The organism is Candidatus Latescibacterota bacterium (assembly GCA_020633725.1).
Lineage (GTDB): Bacteria > Krumholzibacteriota > Krumholzibacteriia > JACNKJ01 > JACNKJ01 > VGXI01.
Genome location: JACKDC010000001.1, coordinates 220844 through 239747, shown reverse-complemented (window position 1 = coordinate 239747; position 18904 = coordinate 220844). Strand labels below are relative to the sequence as shown.

The 18904-nt window shown below is 69.8% G+C and carries 15 protein-coding genes; all 15 read right to left on the bottom strand.

Features of this window, described 5'->3' with window-relative positions; translation table 11 throughout:
• Window positions 1–168: 168 nt before the first annotated feature.
• The 15 genes from H6693_00990 to H6693_00920 all read right to left on the bottom strand — a co-directional run bounded on the left by H6693_00990 (window position 169) and on the right by H6693_00920 (window position 18840).
• On the bottom strand, window positions 169–1188 hold the full coding sequence (locus H6693_00990) for a C40 family peptidase (protein ID MCB9514754.1): 1020 nt from the start codon (window positions 1186–1188) through the stop codon (window positions 169–171).
• Entirely contained in the window at window positions 1185–2069 is an 885-nt protein-coding gene (locus H6693_00985) for an ABC transporter permease (GenBank protein ID MCB9514753.1), read from the bottom strand. The genes H6693_00990 and H6693_00985 overlap by 4 nt, the downstream gene beginning before the upstream one ends.
• A complete protein-coding gene (locus H6693_00980) occupies window positions 2066–2998 on the bottom strand; it encodes an ABC transporter permease (protein MCB9514752.1) in 933 nt (310 codons plus the stop codon). The genes H6693_00985 and H6693_00980 overlap by 4 nt, the downstream gene beginning before the upstream one ends.
• The gene (locus H6693_00975) at window positions 2976–4544 is read right to left on the bottom strand and encodes an ABC transporter substrate-binding protein (protein MCB9514751.1); all 1569 of its coding nucleotides are present in this window, start codon (window positions 4542–4544) and stop codon (window positions 2976–2978) included. Before H6693_00975 ends, H6693_00980 begins: the two co-directional genes overlap by 23 nt.
• Window positions 4541–5818 carry a GWxTD domain-containing protein gene (locus tag H6693_00970; GenBank protein ID MCB9514750.1) on the bottom strand — a complete coding sequence of 426 codons (1278 nt, stop codon included), beginning with the start codon at window positions 5816–5818 and terminating at the stop codon, window positions 4541–4543. The genes H6693_00975 and H6693_00970 overlap by 4 nt, the downstream gene beginning before the upstream one ends.
• 86 nt (window positions 5819–5904) lie before the next feature.
• Entirely contained in the window at window positions 5905–6582 is a 678-nt protein-coding gene (locus H6693_00965; protein MCB9514749.1) for an ABC transporter ATP-binding protein, read from the bottom strand.
• A gap of 9 nt (window positions 6583–6591) precedes the next feature.
• The gene (locus H6693_00960; GenBank protein ID MCB9514748.1) at window positions 6592–7953 is read right to left on the bottom strand and encodes a TolC family protein; all 1362 of its coding nucleotides are present in this window, start codon (window positions 7951–7953) and stop codon (window positions 6592–6594) included.
• A 148-nt stretch (window positions 7954–8101) separates the two neighbouring features.
• Window positions 8102–8728, bottom strand: coding sequence for an energy transducer TonB (locus H6693_00955; GenBank protein ID MCB9514747.1), 627 nt, complete (start codon window positions 8726–8728; stop codon window positions 8102–8104).
• A 15-nt stretch (window positions 8729–8743) separates the two neighbouring features.
• Window positions 8744–9157: a biopolymer transporter ExbD gene (locus H6693_00950; GenBank protein ID MCB9514746.1), complete on the bottom strand. Its 414-nt coding sequence runs from the start codon at window positions 9155–9157 to the stop codon at window positions 8744–8746.
• A 9-nt stretch (window positions 9158–9166) separates the two neighbouring features.
• The gene (locus H6693_00945) at window positions 9167–9577 is read right to left on the bottom strand and encodes a biopolymer transporter ExbD (protein MCB9514745.1); all 411 of its coding nucleotides are present in this window, start codon (window positions 9575–9577) and stop codon (window positions 9167–9169) included.
• A 24-nt stretch (window positions 9578–9601) separates the two neighbouring features.
• Window positions 9602–10177 carry a MotA/TolQ/ExbB proton channel family protein gene (locus H6693_00940; protein ID MCB9514744.1) on the bottom strand — a complete coding sequence of 192 codons (576 nt, stop codon included), beginning with the start codon at window positions 10175–10177 and terminating at the stop codon, window positions 9602–9604.
• Window positions 10178–10646: 469 nt separating this feature from the next.
• Window positions 10647–12161 (bottom strand): GWxTD domain-containing protein, encoded by a 1515-nt coding sequence (locus H6693_00935; protein ID MCB9514743.1) that lies wholly within the window; start codon window positions 12159–12161, stop codon window positions 10647–10649.
• 79 nt (window positions 12162–12240) lie between these two features.
• On the bottom strand, window positions 12241–13173 hold the full coding sequence (locus H6693_00930; GenBank protein MCB9514742.1) for a PorV/PorQ family protein: 933 nt from the start codon (window positions 13171–13173) through the stop codon (window positions 12241–12243).
• 56 nt (window positions 13174–13229) lie between these two features.
• Window positions 13230–15767, bottom strand: coding sequence for a hypothetical protein (locus H6693_00925; GenBank protein MCB9514741.1), 2538 nt, complete (start codon window positions 15765–15767; stop codon window positions 13230–13232).
• 34 nt (window positions 15768–15801) lie between these two features.
• The gene (locus H6693_00920; GenBank protein ID MCB9514740.1) at window positions 15802–18840 is read right to left on the bottom strand and encodes a TonB-dependent receptor; all 3039 of its coding nucleotides are present in this window, start codon (window positions 18838–18840) and stop codon (window positions 15802–15804) included.
• Window positions 18841–18904 lie beyond the last annotated feature (64 nt).

Genomic DNA, 18904 nt, shown 5'->3' with positions numbered 1-18904 from the left:
TGTGAAAACCGGACGCAAGGTATCCCCCGACCCCAGGTCTGTCAACAAAAAACGCGGCCAGGAATCCGATATCCCGCAATCCTGTTCCGCACCGCTGCGAACGCGCAACTGACGCTGGCGCAGCGAATTGCGGAAACCCGCATGGGGACTGGCTCTCCGCGATCGCGGTCACAGCAGGGTCACCGCGACCACGGGGAGGCGATTTCCCAGCGCGCCCCCGTCCCCCAGGGCCTCCAGCCGGCTCGTCCCGCTGGCGTGCAGGAGCCGAGCCCCCGTCGCCAGCACGCCCACGTGATCGACACGGGCGCCGGCGCCCGAGTCACCGCTCCCCCCGTAGAACAGGAGATCGCCAGGCCGCCAGGATGCCGGCGCGGCGGGATCCAGGGCGCGGCCCGCGCGAGCCTGCAGGTCCGCGTCGCGGGGCAACGCGATGCCGAGGCTCCCCGCGAGCAGCTGGACGAACCCGCTGCAGTCCAGCCCCGCGCTGCTCGTCCCGCCCCACTCGTAGGGCAGGCCGAGGAGGCGCTCGCCCCGCCGCAGCAGCTCGGCGCGCAGCGCATCGCCGTCGCCCTCGCCCCCGGTCCGCGGGGCCCAGGGCGCCAGCGCGTCGACCGGGGTCCAGGCCTCGCGCCCGTCGGGCAGCAGCCAGCCCTGACGCCCCGCACGCAGCGCGCCGGCTGCCGCCAGCCGGGTGCCGAAGGAGAGGTCCAGCAGCAGCGCGTCGCCCTCGGCCGCGGCATGGGCCGGCGCCTGCCTGGCGACGACCACGCGGTCCGGCGGCGTGGCGGCGGGGCCGTCCACCAGATGCCAGCTGCGGAACCAGCCGGGGTAGCCGTCGTCGCCGGCGCCGAAGCACCAGGCGCCGCCGTCGGCCTCGTGCCAGGCGGTGAAGCGGTCGCCCAGGCGCAGCTGGGAGATCTGCTCGGCCGCGTGGGACGGCGCCGCGCGCAGCGAACTCCGCGTGACGCTCACCCGCCGCACGCTGGCCCTCGCCGGATCCAGCGCCCGCCAGCGCAGGCCCGCCGCGCTGAGCGCCTCGGCGTGCGAGGCCGCGAGATCCAGGGCCGGCCCCGGCTGCAGCAGCAGCTCGCCCGCGCCGGGCTCCCAGGTCCAGAGCTCGCGCCGGGGGTCGAGCCCCGCCTCCCGCGCGAGGGCGCGCCAGCGATCGAGGGACGGCGTCGGGGTCATGGCCGGGCCTCCGTGGCGGCGCGCTCGTCCAGCAGGTCGCGGAGCGCGTCGCCCAGCAGGTTGAAGCCCAGCACGGCGAGCGCCATGGCCAGGCCGGGGACGAGCGTCAGCCAGGGCGCCGTGCGCAGGTAGCCGAAGCCGTCGCGGATCAGGGTGCCCCAGCTCGGCTGGGGCGGCTGCGCGCCCAGCCCGAGGAAGCTCAGGCTGCCCTCGGCGATGATCGCGCTGGCCATGCCCATGCTGAAGAGGACGAGCAGCGTGGACCGGCAGCCCGGCAGCACGTGCACCAGCAGGATGCGCCGCCGGCTGCAGCCCAGCGCGCGCGCCGCCTCCACGTAGTCCAGTCGGCGCAGGCTGAGCACCTGGCTGCGCAGCACGCGCGCCACCGGGGCCCAGCCCAGCACGCCCAGGGCGAGGAAGAGCGTCAGCAGACTGGGCCCGAAGGCCGCCACCACGGCGATCAGGAGCAGCAGGGCGGGGAAGGCCAGGGTCATGTCGGCCAGGCGCATGACGACGCCGTCCAGCCAGCCGCCGAAGTAGCCCGCCAGCAGCCCGGCCGCGGCGCCGAGCAGCAGGGCAACCAGGCGGCTGAGCAGGCCCACGAGCAGGCTGAGCCGGGCGCCGGCCAGCACGCGGGCGGCCAGGTCCCGGCCCACGGCGTCGGTGCCCAGCAGATGCTCCCCGCCCGGTGGGCGCAGCGCGGCGGCGGGGTCGGCGGCCAGGGGATCCGCGCCCAGGGCCGGCCCCAGCAGGGCCAGCCCCACGAAGGCGAGCACCAGCAGGGCCCCGAGGACGAAACCGCCGTGGCCGAGCCAGCGGCGCAGGCCGCGCCCACGCCGCGCGGCAGGCGCGAGGGCAGCGCCGGTCGCGCTCGCGCTCATGGCGCCTCCCGCCGGGTGCGCGGGTCGATCCAGGCGTAGCTCAGGTCCACCAGCAGATTCACCAGCACGAAGGCCAGCGCCATCACCAGGATCGCGCCCTGGATCGCGGGCAGGTCGCGCTTGGCCACCGCGTCCAGGGTGTAGCGGCCGAGCCCCGGCCAGGCGAAGATCCGCTCGGTCAGCACGGAGCCGCTCAGGTAGCTCCCGAAGTCGTTGCCCACGACCGTCACCACGGGCAGCAGCGCGTTGCGCAGGCCGTGGACCAGCAGGATGCGCGAGGGCTTGAGGCCCTTGGCCCGCGCGGTGCGGATGTAGTCCTGCCCCATCACCTCGAGCAGGGACGCCCGGGTCATGCGCGCCACCAGCGCGGCGGAGGCCAACCCGAGGGTCAGCGAGGGCATGACAAGGTGCGCCAGGTCCCCGCCCCCGTAGCCCGAGGGCGGCAGCCAGCGCAGGCGGATGCTGAAGGCCAGGATCAGCACCATGCCCAGCCAGAAGACGGGCACGGAGATCCCGAGCGAGGCGAAGACCATCGCCGCGCGGTCCAGCAGCGAGCCGGGCTTGAGCGCGGCGGCGAGGCCGAGCCCCACGCCCAGGACCACGGCCACGAGCATCGCCGAGAGCGCGAGGCGCAGCGTGTGCGGGAAGGTGGCGAAGATGGCGTCGCGCACGGGCTCGCGCGTGACGTAGGACACGCCCAGGTCGCCGCGGGCGAGGTCCAGCAGGAAGCGGCCGTAGCGCAGGGGCAGGGGATCGTCGAGGTGCAGTTCGGCGCGGAGCGCGTCGAGGACGGCGTCGTCGTAGCGCTCGCCGGCCACGGCCTGCACGGGATCGCCGGGCACGACGTAGAGCAGCAGGAAGCTGAGGAGCGTCACCCCCAGCAACACGGGCACCAGCGCCAGCAGCCTACGGAGCAGAAAGCGCCGCATCGCGCCGGATCTCCAGGTAGTCCTGCCCGTTGAAGATGAGCGGCGGCCGGTAGCCGCTGATCCCGTCGGCCACCACTTCCAGCGACAGCGGGTGCCAGAGCCAGATCCACGGCGCCTCGCGGTAGAGCGTCTCGTTGAGGCGGTTCACCAGATCCTTGCGCGCGGGTCCGGCGGGGCTGGTCTGCAGCTCGTCCAGGAGGATGTCCACGTAGGTCTCGCCGAAACCGCAGCGATTGCCGCCGCCGCCGCGATTGCGCGAGTGGAAGAGCGGCACGAGGAAGTTCTCGGCGTCGGGGTAGTCCGCCAGCCAGTCGAGGAAGAAGGCGTCGGCGCTGCCCTGGTTCACCGCGTCCTTGAACGCGCCCCAGTCGCGCACGACGATCTTCGCCTCCACCCCCACCGCCGCGAGATAGGCCTGCACGGCTTCCAGCAGCCGCCCGGCCTCGGGGTTCTCCTTCTGCCAGATCTCCATGGCGAAGCCGTCGGGGTAGCCCGCCTCGGCCAGCAGCTCGCGCGCGCGCTCCGGCCGGTAGTGGAAGGTCTCGGCCGGGTCGGCCGTGCGCAGCGCCGGCGGCACGGGGCCCAGCGAGCGGCGCGCCGCGTGGGCGCGCAGCGTGCGGATGAGCGCTTCCACGTCCACCGCGTAGTTGAGCGCCTGGCGCACGCGCAGGTCGTCGAAGGGGGCCTTGCGCACGTTGAGCCCGATGTAGGAGACCACGAGCTGTTCCTGGCGCAGCACCTTGCCGGGATGCGTGTCGCCCATCCAGTACTCCGCCTCGGCGAGCGGGACGCGCAGCAGATCCAGGTTGCCCACCTCGAACTCCGCGACGGCGGTGAAGGGCTGCGGGATGATGCGCAGCTCGAGGCCGGTCATCTCGCCCGGCAGCGCCGGGCCGCGGCGCTCGAGGAGAAGGCGGTCGCCGCGGTCCCAGGTCCTCAGCCGCCAGGGCCCGCCGGCCACCGGGAGGCCGTCCACGCGGCGGGGCTTGCCCGACGCGTCCAGCAGGCAGACGCGCGTGGCCGGCATGGCCAGCAGCCCCAGGAAGGGCGTGAAGGGCGAGTGCAGCGTGAGGACGAGCGTGCTGTCGTCGGGCGCGGCGAGGCCGGCGACGTCCGTCGCCATGCCGTCGCGGAAGGCCGCAGCCCCCTCGAGCCGCTCCAGCACCCAGCGCCGCGGCGAGGGCTGGGCGGGATCCAGCAGGCGGCGGAAGCAGCGCGCCACGAGCGGCGCCGTGATCGCCGTGCCGTCGTCGAAGCGGCGGGAGCCGTCCAGGTGCAGGCGGTAGCGCCGCCCCTCCTCCTCGCGCTCCCAGCGCAGGGCCAGGTCGGGCTGCGGATGCCCCGCCGCGTCGAAGCGGAAGAGGCCCGGATAGATCAGCGAGACGAGCGTGCCCGAGGTCTGATCCACTGCGAAGGCGGGGTCCACGCTCTGGGGCTCGTCGGTGGTGTAGCTGCGGAAGAGCGCCGGATCGCCCGCCGGCTCCTTACCGCAGCCGGCGAGCAGCAGCAGCGCGGCGACGGCGCCCAGCGCGCGGCGGCCGCTCATCCGTTCATCACCCGCAGCAGGACGAAGTCCCCCGCGCCGTGGCGGTCCTCGAAGACGTAGACCAGTCCCTGGCGATCGTAGGTCCAGACCTCCAGCGTGCGGAAGTTGCCCTCGTCCTCGGTCGTCTCCACGCGGTCCGGCGGGCCGTACTGCAGGTAGACCTGGCCGCGATCGCTCAGGTAGCCGTCGCGGGCGCCGGCGCCGAAGCGGCGATTGGCGTCGCTGACGTGCTCGCAGAAGGCCTCCAGCGCCGGGTTGCCGGGCGCGTCGCCGCCCGGATCGCGGCGGGCCCAGAACGCCCGCCAGCGCACGAGGCGCTCCCGCGGCAGGGCGGCGGCCAGGTCCTCGCGCTCGTCGAGACTGGCCAGCGGCCGGACGAGCTCCTGGGTGCGCTCCCAGTCGCGGTCGAAGGCCGCCTGCGTGAGGCCCACGTCGAGGCGGCCGGTCAGCCGCCGCCGTTCGCTCTCGCCCTGCACCCGCAGGTCGATGTCCACCAGGTAGGCGCCCATCCCCAGCTTGTTCACCGGCAGCTCCCAGTCCAGCGCCTGCCGGCCGGGTCCGACCTCGACGACGCGCCGCGCGTAGTGCGCCAGCTTGCCGCGCGCGTCCTCCACGCTGAGGACGGCCTCCGCCTCCAGGCTCTCCTGGCTCCAGTTCAGCAGCTCGCAGCTCAGCGCGGCGCGCGCCGGCGCACCGTCCGCGAAGTGGCTGCGGTCGTCGGGGATGCGCCAGATGTCGCGGAAGAAGAAGGGCGGCGTGAGCGCGCCCTGGCCGCGCCCCCCGGCCCAGCGCGGCCCCTGCAGGAACAGCGTGCCGTGGCTGGAGTCCGGCACCTCGACCGCGAACGCGTCGCGCCAGGGACGCGCGGGACCGCGGGCGTAGAGCAGCAGTTCGACGTCCCAGCGTCCGGCGCCCAGCTCCAGCGCGAAGTCTTCGGTGAAATGCTGGCCCTTCCGGCGGCTGGCGGCGAAATCGGCGGCCCGCACGCTCGCGTGGCGCAGCAGCGTCGTCTCCTCGTGGTCCGACTCGCGACGGGCCCGGCCCGCGATCCGCAGACGCGCCGCGAAGCCGGAGTCCGCCCGCTCGAAGACGAGACGCTCGTAGGGAATCTCGAGGTGGAACTCGAGCCGCGCGCTGCCGGAGTCGGGCAGCGCCAGGCTGTGGTCGAGACGGATGTCGCGAGGCAGGTCCTCGCTACCCTGCGCGGCCGCCGTCGCGGCGACGAGCAGCAGCGTGGGCCCCAGCAGGGCCGCTAGGCGGGTGGCGGTGCTCATGCCCTGTCCGATCCTCGGGGTTCGTTCGCCGGCAGCGGCGCCTTCGAGCCAAAGATTCCGCAAAGGGCTGCGGGTGTCCAGGGGTTTCAGCCGGTGCGCGTGTCGCTCTCGATGCGGCCGTCCCGCAGGCGGAGGCAGCGGCCGGCGTGCTCGGCGATATCCGGCTCGTGGGTGACGAGGATCACCGTCTGGCCGCTGGCGTGCAGCGCGTCGAAGATCGCCATGATCTCGAGGCCGGTCTTGGTGTCCAGGTTGCCGGTGGGCTCGTCCGCGAGCAGGATCGCGGGCTCGTTCACCAGCGCGCGCGCGATCGCCACGCGCTGGCGTTGCCCGCCGGACAGCTCGTTGGGCTTGTGCCTGGCGCGGTCCTCGAGCGAGACGGCGGCGATGGCGCTGTCCACCCGGCGCTTGCGCTCCGCGGCGGGCTGGCCGGCGTAGATGAGCGGCAGCTCGACGTTGTGGTAGACGTCCGCGCGCGGCAGCAGGTTGAAGGTCTGGAAGACGAAGCCGATCTGCCGGTTGCGGATGCGGGCCAGGGCGTCGTCGTCCATGTCGGAGACGCGCTCGCCGTCCAGCAGGTAGCTGCCGTGGCTCGGCGAGTCCAGGCAGCCGATGATGTTCATCAGCGTCGACTTGCCCGACCCCGACGGCCCCATGATCGCCATGTAGGCGTTGGCGGCGATGTCCAGATCGACGCGGTCCAGGGCGCGCACCTCGCTGGCGCCCACCCGGTAGACCTTGCTCAGTTCGCGGATCTCGATCACGGCGTCATCCTAGCGGGACAGCGACCAGCCGGTGGCCCGCTCCAGCTCGGCCACGGCGCTGAGGTAACCGGTCACGCCGTCGATCTCGCTCGAGCGCCCCTGCACCAGGGACACCTCCGCCTGGCTGACCTCGAGCAGGGTCGCGGCCCCGACGCGGTAGCGCTCGCGGGCGAGGCGCAGATCCTCCTGGGCCAGCGAGATCGTCGCGCGCGCCAGCAGCACGCGCTGCCGCGCGTTCTCTAGCGTCACCAGGATGTTCTCCACCTGCTGGATCAGGTTGCGGCGCTGCTGGTCCACGGCGTACTGCTGCTGATGATAGCTCGCCCTGGCCTGCTGGATGCCGCGCTTGGTCTGGAAGCGGTCGAAGAGGTTCCAGCTCATGCCGAGCGAGAGCGAGTAGGAGTAGTCCTCGTTGAAGACGGTGAGGACCTCGTCGGGCGGGCTCAGATTGCTCCAGCCGAAGCGGTAGTTGGCGCCGATGCTGGGGTAGAGCCCCGACTTCGCCTGGCGAAGGTTCTGCTCGGCGGCGTCGCTGCGGAAGCCGGCCGCACGCAGGGTCGGGTCGTGGTCGATCGCCGCCTGCAGGGCGTCCTCACGCGAGACGGTCGCGAAGCGGTCGAGCGCGGGCGACACCACGTCCAGCGGCGCCTGGGTGTCGGCGCCGATCAAGGTGGCCAGCGCCACCCGGGCGAGCGCGTGGCTGTTCTGTGCCTCCAGCAGTCCCAGCTGGGCCTCCGCCGCCTGCACGCCAGAGCGCAGGGTGTCCGACCGGGCCACGGCGCCCATGGCGAAGGAGCGCCGCGTCTGGTCGTGCTGCTCCAGATTGGCTTCCAGGGTGCTCTGCTTGAGCTCCACCAGGAGCTGGGCGCGCGCCAGGTCGTAGTAGGCCTTGACGACCGCGCTCTCCACGTCGCCCCGGGTCCGCTCGAACTCGGCCTCGCCCGCGGCGAGCGTGAACTTCTGCCCGGCCAGGCTCGCCCAGCGCGAGAAGCCGGAGAAGAGCGTCAGGTCGCCGGAGAGATTGAAGCTGTAGGTCTCGTAGTCCCGGCTCTGGATGGGGTCCTGGATGAAGAACTGCTGGGTGATGGTGTTGTACTGGGTGCTCGCCGGCTTGGGCCCCACGAACTGGTGCCCGTAGCCGATGGAGGTGCTGAAGCTCGGCAGGAAGCTGCCGTAGGCGCCGAGCACTCCCGCCCGGCTGGACAGCAGCTGCTGCCGGGCCGAGGCCAGTTCCGGGGAGTGCTGGAAGGCCAGGGTCAGGCACTGGTCGAGGTCCAGGGTCTCCGCCCGGGTCGCCGACGGAACCTGCGCGACGCTGAGGGTCAGGAGCAGTAGCAGACAGGTCCGAAGGCTCGCACGGCAGCGCGACATGGGCGGCACCCTCCCTAGGCTGATGGACCCCGAGCCTACGACCGAGGCGGCGCGAGGTTTCCACCGCATGATGACACCCGAGCGGCGGGCTTGCGACGGAAAAAGTACGGGGGATCGACCGGCGGGCGGGCCGGGGCCGGGTCCGGCCCTAGCCGCGCACCTGGAACACGAAGGGGACGCTGATCGTGGTCTTCACCGGCACGTTGCGCTGCTTGCCGGGCTTGAAGCGCCACTTCCAGGCCGCCTTGACGGCCTCGTCGATGAGGATCTGCGGCACCGTGGAACTGAGCATCTGCACGTTGAAGACGTTGCCGCGCTCGTCGACGAAGATGAGGACCACCACCGTGCCCTCCATCTCGGCCTCGCGGGCCAGCTCCGGGTACTGCGGGGCCTGCCGGTAGGTGGGCGCGGGCGGCTCGTCGAAGGCGTAGAACTGCGTCGGGCCGCCGCCGAAGTCGCTGGCCGCGGGCGGCGGGATCTCGCTCGCGAAGTCGAAGCTGGTGTCCTCGATGGTCTCCTCGTCGGACGCCGAGTCGGAGATCTCGATCTGCACCGGCACCTTGGGCATCTCGACTTCCTGCGGCGGCGGCGGGATCTCGATGTCCTCGGGGATCTCCACCACCTCGAAGACCTCTTCCTCGAGCTTGTAGGGATTGGGCACGTAGCGCGGCGAGAACAGGAACACGTTCACGATGATGATGAACGCGCCCAGCAGCGCCCAGCGCAGGAGCTTCGGGTAGCCTTGCTTGACCAGTTGCTGGACCGTGATGACCATGGCTCGCTCCCCGTCCTAGCGCCTGCTGCTTTCCATGTCGCTGGAGAAGACGACGCGGACCGCGTTGATGCCCTTGAGCTCCTCCATGATGGAGTTCATCACCTCGTACTTCACGCGGCTGTCGGCCTTGAACGACACGATGAGCAGCGGATTGCCCTCCAGGCGCCGCTTCATGACGGCCTGGATGTCGGGCACGCGCACGAGCTTGTCGTTGATCGAGATGCGGCCCTTCTGGTCCACCCAGACCTGGGCGAGCTGCTCGGTCTTCTGCTTCTTGGCCGCCTCGGCGCGCGGCAGCGTGACCTCGAGCCCGTTCTCGTGCTTGAAGATCGTCGTCGTCATGAAGAAGATCAGCAGCAGGAAGACGATGTCGCCCATCGTCGACGTGGGGATGCCGGGCATCGGCTTGTCGGGTTTCTCGATTCGCATGCTGTCTCCCTACCCGGACATCTTGATGGAGATCTTCTTGATATTCGCCATCTTGAGTTCGTCCAGGATGTCGATCATCACGCCGTACTGCGCCTGCGGGGCCGTCTGGATGACCACGATCAGCTTGGGATTGGCGTCCTGCGCTTCCTTCACGATGCGGCGCACCTCGCCGACCTTGGTGGGCACGCCCTTGATCGTGATGGAGTTGTCGGGGTTGGCCTTGATCTCCAGCACGTTCTTGCGGCTCACCTGCGCGGCCGACTCGGTCTGACCGCTGGGCAGGATGAGCGGCAGGCCCATCTCCAGGTTGAACACGGTGCTCACGATGAAGAAGATCAGGAGCAGGAAGGAGATGTCGGCCATGGAGGCCGTGCTGATCTCCGGCGGCTTGCGCTTCTTCTTGTTGCTGAGCAGGCCCATTGCGTCCCCTTGCGCCGGCGCTCGCTAGAGGCCGAGCTCCGTCAGCTCGTTGATCAGCTCCGCGCTCGTCTCCTCCATCTCCACCACGAAGCGGTCCACCTGGCCCGTGAAGTAGGAGTGGAAGAGGCTGGTGGGAATGGCGATGACCAGACCCGCCGCCGTGGTGATGAGCGCTTCCGAGATACCCGAGGCGACCAGCTTGGCGCTCACCTGGTCGGAGGCCGCGATGGCCTCGAAGGCGTTGATCATACCCGACACCGTGCCGAGGAAGCCGAGCATCGGCGCCACGACGACGATGGCCGCGATGGCGCTCAGGCCCTTCTCGAGGAAGGCCATCTCGATGGCGCCCGCGGTCTCGATGGCCTTCTCCACCGCCTGGGGCCCGCGCGCGGTCTTCAGCAGACCTGCGTGCAGGATGGCGGCGATCGGCCCGCGCGTGCGCTCGCAGGTGCGGATGGCGGCGTCCACGCCCTCGCTGCGCAGGGACTTCTGGATGCCGTACATCAGGCTGCGCGTGTTGACGCGGGCGCGCGACAGCGTCCACAGACGCTCGAGGATGAAGACCAGGCCCACGACGATGCAGGCCAGCAGCGGCCACATGAAGGTGCCGCCGTTGATGAAGAGCTCACCCGCGCCGCTCCGTCCGAGACGCGTGCCGCGGAACCAGGCCTCGAACCCGCCCTCGGAGTAGTAGTCCGCGTAGGCCTGGGCGAGGCCGGTGGTGTCCGAGTCCGCCACGGCGCCGGGTGCGATTCGGTAGGTGACCCCGGAGTTGTCGCCGGCGGCCTCCTGGCCGAAGGCGGGCGCCAGCGTCAGCAGGGCCAGGATCCCGAGCGCGAGAGACGCCCGCGCGATACTCTTCCTGATGTTCATCGATCCCTACTCCTTACGAGCGTGACTTGCGGTCCTGGGCCGGCGCGCACCTGGGGCGCCCCGCGGCACGGACTTCCCTAAGCTATTGCAATTGCTTTGGCTTGGCGGGTTGACTACGGACTCAAGGGAGCCCAACTATAGGGTCCGTCGTGGGGCGTGTCAACTCGAAAAGGCGGCCCCCCAACTCGCCAAACCCTCAAAAATCAAAGTCCTCCGAACGGTAGCGCAACGTGTAGTCGCCGTAGCCGTTCTCGTCCACGAAGATCACCTGCAGGCTCACGCCGCGCAAGTGGAGCTTGTATTCGGGCAGCAGCGGCTCGCCGCCAAGGGCGTAGGTCCAGATCTCGTAGGCCTCGCTGTCGTCCCCGAAGTCGATGAGTCCCCCGGTGCCGATCCCCTTCAGGTCGCTCGCCAGCTCGCGGTTGCGGCCCGGGTCGCCCTCGCCGCTGACGAACTCGGGGTCGTAGGGCGAGAGCATCGGATCGACCGCCTCCTGGCCGTGCAGCCCGCGGACCGCGTTGGTCAGACCCTCGCGGTTCAACGGCATCGCCTCCGCGTCGATGCTGCTCGGCTCGCCGTAGCGGATGAGCATGCGTCCTCGGTCGCTCAGCGCCCCGGCCTTGAGGACCGAGTAGCGCGACTGCGCCAGGGCGAAGCGGCGGAGGAACTCGTCGTAGACCGGGTTGTCCGCCGAGTCCGGCGTCGGATCCTGCCGCTTCCAGAACGCCTCCATGGCCAGCACGCGCTGCAGCGCCGACAGCCGCGACCAGCCCTGGTAGGTGTCGCCGTCGAGGAATAGTTGCGCCTCGACGCCACGCCGCGCAAGCTCCTCGTCCGCGATCTCCCCCGTGCCGACGATCTCGAGCGTGGTTTCGCGCGTGCTCGTCCCGATGCCGGGGCCGTGCAGCTCCAGGCTCAGCGTGTAGCTGCCCGCCTCCAGGCCGCCGAGCGGCAGCCGGAAGCGCAGGGGCAGGTTCTCGCCGGGTGCGTAGTTCCAGGCGCCGCGCTTGCTCAGGCGGGTCAGGCCGGCCGCGTCGCGCAGGGCGAGCGCCAGCCCGAAGTGGCCGGCGCTGTCGGGCGCGGCGAAGACCGCCTGCAGCTCGATGGCCGGCTCACCCAGGAAGAAGGCGTTGCTGGGATTGAAGCGCGTGCTCTCGCCATCGGCCAGCACCCGGTAGAGGAGCGGATCGCCGAGCTCCCCCCCCGCGGAGAAGTCGCGCGCCGTGAGCGTGGCGTCGATCGTCGCGCGGGGATGGCGGTCGAAGAGCCCCAGCACGCCGCCCACGCTGCGCCCGAGGTCCTCGCACTCCAGTTCCAGACGGTACTCCCCCGCCGGCACCTCCACCTCGCGCAGGTAGAGCATCGTCGCCAGGGGCTGCCCGGGCGGACGGCTGAGCGGGAGGCGCTCGTCGACTGCTGTGGCCTCTTGTCCCAGGCTGTGCAGACTCCAGCGGCAGCGGATCTCGGCGACGAGACTGTCGCCCTCCTCGCGCCAGGCCAGCTCCTGCACGGGGAGCTGGACGGCCAGCAGCAGCCGCGTGGCGTCAGCGGCGGCAGGCTGGCTGAAGCTCTCGAGGAAGATCCCGAAGTCCCCGCGCCCCGTGGCGCCCTCCGCCAGCGCGGAGCCGGCGACCGTCCCCAGCAGGACCGCGCCGAGCAGCAGCGGGAGCAGCCGGGAGGCGGGGCTGGGGAGGGAACTGTGCCCGAACACGGGAGGCTCCTGTCGCAAAGGCCCCCGCATCCACGGGAAGCGGGGGCCGTCAACCGTCGGTCGCTGGGATCCGCGATGCCTAGTAGGCGAAGCTCACGCTGAAGCGATGAGCGCCACCCAGGTAGGACAGATCCTCGAAGGCGTAGTCGACGAGCAGCCGCGAGCGCTCGCTCGTCCCGATCTCGAGGCCGAAGCCGCCGGTGAGGCCGTTGGCGTCGTAGCCGGCGTTGTAGCCGCTGCGCAGGAAGAAGAAGCGGTTGAACCCGTACTCCACGCCCAGGTTCGCGCGCTCCTTGTTGTCCGGCGGATGGCTGAACTCGATCACGCTGGTCATGTGGTGCGGACCGACGTCGAACGCCTCCGCCGACAGGCCCACCTTGAACATGATGGGCAGCTTGGCCGGCTGGGAGTCGTAGTCCACCTCGCCGCCGGCGTTCTGCACCACCATGCCCAGGCGCATGCCGCGGATGCCGATGCGATACACCAGACCGAAATCGAAGGCCGAGGTGTTCACGGACTTGTCGGCGAGCCCCATGTGGATGAAGTGCGCCGTGAAGCCCGTCGAGAAGCGCTCGGTGAAGTACTGGGCATAGGTGATGCCGAAGCTCATGTCACCGGCGTCGAATTCGCGGCCCGTGCCGTTGGGCAGGTAGATGGTGCGCTCCACCTGCGGGTCCATCGTCAGGGCGCGGGCCGTCAGGCCCAGCACGCCGGGCAGATAGGGCGTGTGGAAGACGTAGGACACGAAGTCCAGCTTGATGTCCGCCGGCCACTCGACGTGGTCCAGGTGCAGTGCCGTGCGGGGCACGTCCACCAGGCCGCCGGGGTTCCAGTAGGTGGCGCTGGCGTCATCGGCCACGGCCACGAAGCCGTTGCCCATGCCCGCCGCTCGCGCCGTGGGACCGATCTTGAGGAACTGGCCACCGAAGGTGCCCACCTTCTCGAAGATCTGCGCCTGGGCTCCCTGTGCAAACAGGACGAGGGTCAGAGCCAGCAGGGCTGTGCGTTTCACGTTCTACCTCCCGCAAGGTCCCTTGGTCAGGTGCGGTTTGTCGGTGAGGCCTGGCCTCAACGAATGACGATGAACTTGCCGACCTTCCTGTCGAAGCCGTCGGCCTCCACCGAGAATACGTACACGCCGCTGGCCACGTCCTGGCCGTTGCGGCTGACCAGATCCCAGCTCGCCGTGCCGGTGGAGCCGTAGTCTCCAGCGGCGATGTCCGCGCTGCGATCGTGGACGATGGTCTTCACCAGATCCCCCGCCAGCGTGTACACGCGGATCGTGCACTTCGCCGCCGGCAGATGACGGAACTCGACCTTGAGCCCCGTGGGATCGTCGTTGTTGGGGTTCAGCGCCCAGGGCGCCATGGACTCCTGCGTGGCCGGGTTGGGCACCACGAAGACCTGGTCGGGATCGTAGTCCCAGGAGGGCTGGCTGGCGCTCTGGGGCACCGTGTAGACGAACCCGCTCGACGGGTCGCCGCTCAGGCCCTCGGCGTAGCCCGTGAGCACGCTGTTCGTGAACACGCGCTCGTGGTCCGTGGCGGTCACGGAGTAGAAGTAGTGCATGCCCGTGTGAACGCGCGAATCCTCGTAGCGGTAGTAGGTCTTTCCGCCCGGCAGTCCCAGCGCCGTCTTGGCCAGGGCGATGGCCGTGTCGGCCTCCGCCAGCGTGTAGCCCGTGGGCGGCAGCAGGTCGTGGCCCGAGTCGATGGTCGGGTTGTCCATCAGCGCGTCCGTGTAGAAGGCCATCAGGTTCGCGTCCACGTTGGGCTGGTAGCGCAGGCCCTCCAGCCCGGTGTCGGCGCCCAGGCCGTTCTGCATGTCGTACTCGGCGAGGAGCATCCACAGGTCGGAGCTGGGGCCATTGTCGATGGACGAGCCGAAGGGCCGGTCCCAGTTGTCCGCCCGCCAGACGCGGTAGCCCTCGAAGTCGTAGATGAGCTCGCTGACGTCCGGGATGGCCTCGCTGAAGTTGTCCCAGAACAGCACGTTCTTGCCCTCGGTGGGCCAGATGCGCAGGTTGGGCGGCGGCGGCGGCGAGCCGTAGAGCCAGTGGATCTGCGTGTCGAGTCCGCCCTCGCCGGGCGTGCACCACCAGCCGTCCATGCCTTCGATGAGACCGGGGTTGCAGAGCGCGTTGGCGTCGATCTCGATCCGGCAGTCGTTGTTGACCCACATCTTCTCGCCCTTGTTGATCAGCACGGGCGGCGCCAGGCTGTCGCAGGGGTTCGCCCACTCGACGCTCTCGGTGATCGCCTCGATGAGGGTCTCGGCGCAGGGCTTGACCTGGGGCGGAGTGTTGATGTCCGCGTCGAGATCGAACCAGTTGCCGTCGTAGGTGAGCTTGGCCTGGGCGGCGTTCTCCAGCAGGCCCTCGCGGCCCTCGCCCACGACGAAGGCCACCTGGAACTTGAGGCTGTCCCCGGACTCCACCAGGAAGGGACCGGCGGAGAGCAGCATGCGGTAGTCGCGCGGGACGTTGGGCTTCTTGTCGCTGGTCTCCGCGCTCATCAGCGCGTAGCGCTGCTCGTCGTTCGTCGGGTCGCCGCCGTCCTCGAAGGGCGCGTTGCCGCTGAAGGCCTGCCAGGAGCGCAGCGTCACCCGCGGCGGCGCCTTGACGCCCGAGGGATCCGTGGTGTGGCCCATGAACATGATGCCGATCTGCCCGAGGGCGGGTGTGTCCGCCTCGGGGTCGCCGTCCGCGTCGAAGGCCACGCCCATGGCGTAGCGCACCGGCACCTCGAGGGAGCCCTTCTTCACGCAGGCGGAGGCGTCGATCACGTCCACGAGGTCGTCCTCGTAGTTGTTGGGCAGCGCGCGCGAGCCGACGTCGGGGTCGGCGAAGAAGCCGAGGAAGAAGTCCTCCAGCGTGGCCTCCCCGATGTTGTAGACCGTGAACTCGACGCCCACGAAGTCGTCGACGCGGTCGTTCTCCCACTCGTAGCTCTCCTGAACGACGTAGAGGTTCAGGGGCTGGTGGTCGGGCGAGTTGCCGTAGCTCTCGGGGAGGTCGTCGCGGTAGGTGCAGCGGAACATCTGGTTCGAGATGGCCGCGAAGTCCTCGTCGATGAGACCGTCGCCGTCGTCGTCGAAGCCGTTGAGCGGGTCCTCGTCGATCCTGCCGTCGTTGTCGTCATCGGCGGCGGGCGAGGGCAGGCGGTTGCCGCCGCGCGAGCCCTCGAAGCTGCGGTAGAGCGTGTAGATCGGCTCGATGCCAGGCCTGAACTCCCAGATCCGGAAGTCGCTGGTGGAGACGCGGGGGATGCCCGACACGCGCGCGCCGCACCAGAGACCGGCCGCCCACAGGTACTCGACGCCGCTGCCCGCCGGCCACTGGGCCGACGGCATCTCCGACATGGCGAACCCGGCGTTGGGATAGGAGCCGAAGACGCCGAAGTTCGTGATGTTCATCTGCAGCTCGCCGACGTTGTGCACGAAGCTGCCGTCGATCACGAGCGTGCCGTTGCCCCCGACGGGGTAGTCATGGCCTCCCGCCGGCGAATCCTGGTGCGCGGCGGCGGGACCGGCCGGCACGAGCAGGCAGCAGAGCGCGCAGGCCAACAGCGGCGCGACTCTCGCTTTGATCGTCTTGGCTGCGGACATTGTCCGTCCTTTCTCTGCGGCCGCAGGGGCCGAGCTAGAACTCGAAGCCAAAGCCGATGCGGAAGATCCGGTGCGGCGAGTAGACGCGCGGATCCTCAACCGGGTGGTATTCGTCCTCGCCGTCGCCATCCAGATCGGTCCGGTAGGCGCCGCCGTAGTTGCCGGTCTCCGTCAGGTAGGTCGTGTAGCCGTTCTGGGCGTAGCGGAGCGCGGGGAAGATGCCCGGATCGTGGTTGGCGATCTGATCCTGGTCCAGCAGATTGCGGCCGTCGAAGAAGAGGGTCAGATCCTGACCCCAGACGTTGAAGTACTTCTCCGCCTGCATCGACAGGCTGTGGGTGGCCGGATAGCGCCGCGAGTTCTCGAGTTCGGGGTCCTGCCGACGCACGTCCGGGAAGGCCGGCGTGTAGGGGAAGCCCGAGCCGAAGCTGTAGATCAGCGAGCCGCCCCAGCTGCCGGGGTCGGCCAGACGGAGGCTGGCCGAGACCGAGTGACGCTCGTCCCAGCGCAGCGGCAGCTCCTTCGTGGGCAGGTGCGTCAGGCCCGCGGCGCTGGTGGCGCCGAACTCCGCGTCCGAGGCCACGCCGTCCGCGTAGCTCAGCGTGTAGGCGATCTGCCCGCCGTAGTTGTCCGCGAACTGCCGGTTGAGCGTGATCTCCAGACCGCGCGCCGAGGCGTAGGCCTTGTTGATGTAGCGCCCGAACTGGTTGCCGCTCACCGTGTCGATGGCCGTGGTGGAGCTGATCAGGTCGTAGATGTCCTTGTAGAAGATGGCGAAGTCGCCCACCACGTGCTCGGTGAACTGGTGCTTCACGCCGGCCTGATAGGAGATGGTGATCTCCGGCTTCAGGTCCGGGTTGCCCAGGATGCCCACGCCCGCATTCGGGTCCTGGGTCTGGAAGAGGTCGTTGTTCGAGGGCGCCTGGATGAAGCGACCGTAGTGGAAGTGGAACACGTCGCGGTCGGTGATCGGGAAGGCCAGGCCCAGCCGCGGACTCAGCGACTGCTTGTAGCGCTTGATCGTGGGATCCACGCCCTCCGCGCGCAGCAGGATGTCCACGCCGCTGCCCGGGCTGAACAGGTCGTAGCGCACGCCGCCGTTCACCACCATGCCCTTGTACTCCCAGCGGTCCTGCACGTAGAAGGCCGTCAGCGGCGCGTAGTTGTGGAAGATGTTCGCGCTGCGCCCCTGCGCCTCGCCCAGCACGCGGCCGGTCTGGTCGTCCACGAGGATGCGCGTGCGGCCGGGCGCCGTGAGCTGCTCGTTGTACATGTCGTTGTACTGGGCGAGGAAGCCCGTCTTGATCTTGTGCGACTTCCAGCGGTTGCTGGTCAGGTCGAACTTGGCGATCCAGCTCGTGGAGTTGCGGTCGAAGTAGTTCGGGTAGTCGTAGGCGGAGGCCAGGAAGGGGTTGTTGGGATCGGTGTAGTAGATCTCGCCCGACACCGACCGCACGGTGGCCCCGTTGTGCAGCGTCGCAGGCAGGCCCGCCGTGGAGTACTCCACCGGCGACTTGCCGTCCACCGCGCTGTGCCGCTCGAAGCCGAGGCGGGTGAGCGCGAGCTTGTAGAAGACGTTGTCGCTCACGTTGTGCACGGCCACGAACTTGACGCTGTTCGTGAAGCTCGTGCTCGTGGGCGTGTGCTCGGCCGAGTTGTAGTAGACCTGCGAGCTGTCGTTCTGGATGTAGCTCCAGCGGCTCAGCGTGTCCATGAAGCCGTCGAAGAGCTCGTCCGTGAGCACGAGGAACTCCGTGCCCGAGAAGGCGCTCTTGACGCGCATGGCGTCGACGACCTCGTAGACCGACGAACCCGCCCCCGACGGCTTGTACTTGATCAGCACCTTCTCGAAGTCGGTGGGCAGACCCTGGCGCTGGCGCTCCTTGTCCTGGACGTAGGCCTGATACCAGGGGCCGTGCAGCACCGGCAGCGTGCCGCGGACCACGTAGAAGAACTGCTCGCCCTGGTTCGGGTCCGTCTCGCCGCTGAGCTCCAGGCGCTCGAAGAGGTGCAGGCGATTGACGTAGCCCTCCTGGTTCCAGTTGTGGATGTAGCGGTCGTTGCTGTCCCAGCTGATGTTCCCTTCCAGGTTCAGCTTGAGATCGGGATTGACGCGCCAGGTGAGCTTGTTCTGGACGTTGAGGCTGCTGCTCGCGCGGTCCTTGAACTTGAGGAAGCCGCCCAGGGCGCTCCACTCCTCGCGGCGGTCGAGGGTCAGATCCTCGCCGTCGGAACCCTGGGCCTCGGCGGAGAGGAACCAGCGGAAGTCGTCGCTCACGAGGGGACCGCCGAGGCCGACGGCCAGGCGGTCGTAGTTGGTGTAGGTCTTGTCCTGGCGGCCGTAGTCGTCCGTCCAGTAGCGCACGGAGCCCTCGAACTGGCTGCCGCCCTCGCGCGTCACGATGTTGAACACCGCCGACTGCGCGTTGCCGAACTCGGCGTCCATGCCGCCGATCACGGCCTCGGCCTCGGCCACCGCCACGTTGGACACCTGCACGGCGCCGCCCAGCGGGTCGTTCACGGGCACGCCGTCGATCATCATCGAGACCTCGCCCGACCGGCCGCCGCGGACGTAGAGGTCGCCGCCCTTCATGGTGATGCCGGCCTCGAGGGCCATGGCCTCCTGGACGTTGTCCACCGCGAAGGCGGTCAGGTCTTCGGAGTCCTTCTTCTTGGTCTCCGACGAGCTCTTCACGTCCACCACCGGCGCATCGCCCTCGACCACGAACGCGTCCATGGCCAGCGCGACGCTGGGCTTCAGCTCGACGTCGAGGGTCGTGGTCCGCTCGCCGTTGATCACGACGCCGTCGCGGGTGACGGACTCGTAGCCCAGGTAGGTCACGACCACCGTGTAGGTGCCGGCGGGCAGGACGAAGCTGAAGGTGCCGTCCTCCAGCGTCATGGCGCCGAAGTTCGTGTCCTTCACGGTGACGTTGGCGTAGCCCAGCGGGCCGCCGGTCTGGTCGTCGGTGATCTGCCCCCGGATCGTGCCGATGTTCTGGGCCCACGTCAGGGTGGGAACCATGAGCAGGGTGAGCAGTAGGCACACGGTGCGCAGTCGTCGACCGGTCATGCGGTTCCCCTTAAGCATGGCGTTCCGGTCCCTCCTCGATTACGTGCAAGTCGTTAAAAGCAAA